Annotated in this window: 4 protein-coding genes; 1 reads left to right on the top strand and 3 read right to left on the bottom strand. The window is 34.5% G+C overall.

Features of this window, described 5'->3' with window-relative positions; all coding sequences use genetic code 11:
- From AC1DJR_RS24915 to AC1DJR_RS24905, 3 genes are all read right to left on the bottom strand, one after another.
- Window positions 1-191, bottom strand: a 191-nt coding sequence (locus AC1DJR_RS24915) for a recombinase family protein (RefSeq protein ID WP_477003756.1), incomplete at its 3' end; no start/stop codon positions are given.
- Between the two features lie 301 nt (window positions 192-492).
- The gene (locus AC1DJR_RS24910; RefSeq protein ID WP_078177533.1) at window positions 493-684 is read right to left on the bottom strand and encodes a hypothetical protein; all 192 of its coding nucleotides are present in this window, start codon (window positions 682-684) and stop codon (window positions 493-495) included.
- A gap of 220 nt (window positions 685-904) precedes the next feature.
- Window positions 905-1,180, bottom strand: a complete 276-nt coding sequence (locus AC1DJR_RS24905) for a hypothetical protein (RefSeq protein ID WP_016119217.1) — start codon at window positions 1,178-1,180, stop codon at window positions 905-907.
- A gap of 557 nt (window positions 1,181-1,737) precedes the next feature.
- Here AC1DJR_RS24905 and AC1DJR_RS24900 point away from each other — a divergent pair.
- Window positions 1,738-2,785, top strand: a 1,048-nt coding sequence (locus AC1DJR_RS24900; protein ID WP_477003755.1) for an IS110 family RNA-guided transposase, incomplete at its 3' end; no start/stop codon positions are given.

The following is a 2,785-nucleotide window of genomic DNA, read 5'->3' as shown; positions in this document are numbered from 1 at the left end:
ATTTTACAAATAACAAATTTATCTCCTTCTCTCATATACTCTAATGCTTTTTGCAATTCTCCTCGATTGCTATTAGCTTCACTGTATTTTTCAGAATATATTTTATCACATCCATAATCTGTTACTATCTCAATTTGCGCATCTAAATTTTGTTCTTTTGTACTTACCCTTGCATAACCAACAATAGCCATCACAATCACCTCAAAATAGTCTAAAAGTCCTAAGAATTCTATACTTTTATTTCAGACTATCTTTTAGACATTAACAACTATCTGTTTACAAAGTTTTTAACCTATGAAATCAAATTGTACAAAAGGGTCAACTTTTAGACATATAAACAAGACATTTATTTTCGTTAGTTATGTTCGTTTGTTTTGTTGGACCTTAAATCGAATTGCAACTACATTCTTCGTATTTAATAAGTATTAATTTAGAAAACCCATAAACAAAAAAAGAGTGCTGCGAAGAAGCACACTCATTCAAAGGACTTTACTAATCTCGACGATTATCACGCTCACAGTCATGATGATGGTTACGTCTGCGACGGCATTCATCACAATCGCAGTCACGGTCGCGTCTACAACGACGGTCATCACAATCTCTATGTCTGCGTCTGCAGAACATTAAATCATCCCAAAATCTATTACAATCTCTGCAATGTCTGAAATTACAATTACATCCCATAAATATGATTACCTCCTCTTAAYAATAGAATTCCTCATATTCTAKKATTAAAAGTTAAAAACAGCTTGTTTATTAGTCTACTTTCTGCATTTTAAARTAATAATATTATTATCTAATCTTCAAATTGCAAGTCTATTTCACCCCTTATCATCYCTTAACAACAAACAAGACGCCACCAGGATAACGGCAGCGCCTACGATAATTGCTATTGGTTTAATCACTACTTCACCAACAATCCTAATTCACGTAGGATTTCTGAGAACGAATAACCATACGCAAAACCTACAATACGAATTCCTGGAGTGCATCTATGTTCTAAATCTTCATTGTATGTTTTCTTATAATACGCTAGTTTAGAATCAATGTTATGTTTGTCGTTAATAATTACTTCATCGCTAGGAAATCCATCCATTTCAATTTGAACAGCTACATACTCTGCTCCTTCATTTACAGCTTCATTAAAACACTTTTCTAATTCCTCTAATGTTACACCCATCATTAACCTCCTATTTAAATGTCCATTTTGCTCAATAAAAAAGAGCATCCACGTCAGTAGATGCTAAAATATGAGAAGGGGATTTCCCCAATGAGCATTGAATAGGATATAAGCGGTTAGCTTGTCCTACACTATACTATATGATTTCTATATTAAAATGGTTCATCAAAAAGACACTTTATACAGGTGCCCTTTCATGAACATAGAGTTAACACTAAAACGCAGCAATAAATTTGATATCGTGGTGTCAATATCATTCTATGCTCGATATTCCCTAATATGCTTAATGGTTAATGTGTAATTTCTATATAACAAAGAAAACATACTAAGATTAGTAGTGCAGACCAAGGCATTGGTTCGCACTACTATTTTTTATATAGTAGAAGTGAAGAGAGGGTCGTGGGTGCTTTGGGATCCTGAATCCGTAAAAAAACTGACCTTCTTCACTTACCTTATTTGAATCAGTTTTTAGTATGTTGGTCCTCGAGATCGTGTATAAGAAATGGGAATYGATAAGTGTAAGWTGAAGACTTCAATTCCACCTGAGGAGGAACTATATGAAACACGTAATCGCATTTGATGTCAGTATGGGTAAAAGTTATATGGTAATTTATAATGCACAAAAACAATGTGTATTCGAAAGTGAAATCAAGCATTTTAAGCCTGATTTTGAAAAACTACAAGAAAAGATACATAAGCTTACAGATGAGACTGGTGAATCACCTGAAATTGTGTTCGAAGCAACAGGGATCTATTCCAGACAGCTAGAACGATTTATGCAAGATAACCAGTATACATATTGTTTATTAAACCCATTAGAAGCCAAACTACAATGTGATTCCTTACGGATTCATAAGACAGACCGAAGCGATGCACACCGATTAGCTCTCACTCATTTTACAGTTACCCGAAGGGTATCTACTGGAACTGATAACTTATTCTATCAGTTAAAATCTCTTTCTAGATTATATAGCGAACTGGATGGTGAATTATCGATGATTCGCAGCCGTATGCATAAAGTAATCCAATTAACATTTCCAGAATTGGAAAGAATGTTTACCAGTAGATCTGATTTGTTTTTAAATTTTGTTCAACTATTCCCCCACCCAGATTGTGTTTTAGCTCTTTCTAAAACCATTATAAAAAATCGTATTCGTGCCAACACCAATAAAAAAATATCAAATATCACGGCGGAGAAAAAAGCGATTCAGATACTTGAAATAGCGAAAACTTCCTATCCTGCCGTTTCTCAGAACGATGTTCTGTGTGATCAACTCAAATTATACGCAAGGCGCTATCAAGAGCTTCTTCACCAAAAAGAATGCTGTATTAACAAGATGGTGTATGTAGCCGAGCAACGTGCAGAATACGATATCATTCTCAGTCTTCCTGGGATTGGGCCGAATACTGCCGTACGCTTGATGGCTGAAATAGGAGATATTACTCGTTTTAATAATAACAAGCAACTCAATGCATTTGCTGGCATTGATATACGCCGTTTTCAATCAGGTAAAACCTTTTTTAAAGATAAAATCAATAAACGTGGAAATAAACATTTGCGGAAGCTCCTTTTCCTCATCATCCAGAACATGATTAAACAACGAC

The organism is Bacillus sp. 05T31 (assembly GCF_056396725.1).
Note: the sequence above shows the minus strand (reverse complement) of the source record. Positions and strands in the feature narration are given on the sequence as shown.

Bases quoted from the DNA above. Each gene is read 5' to 3' on its own strand.
- AC1DJR_RS24910 (WP_078177533.1), bottom strand. From the start codon at position 684: ATGGGATGTAATTGTAATTTCAGACATTGCAGAGATTGTAATAGATTT.
- AC1DJR_RS24905 (WP_016119217.1), bottom strand. From the start codon at position 1,180: ATGGGTGTAACATTAGAGGAATTAGAAAAGTGTTTTAATGAAGCTGTA.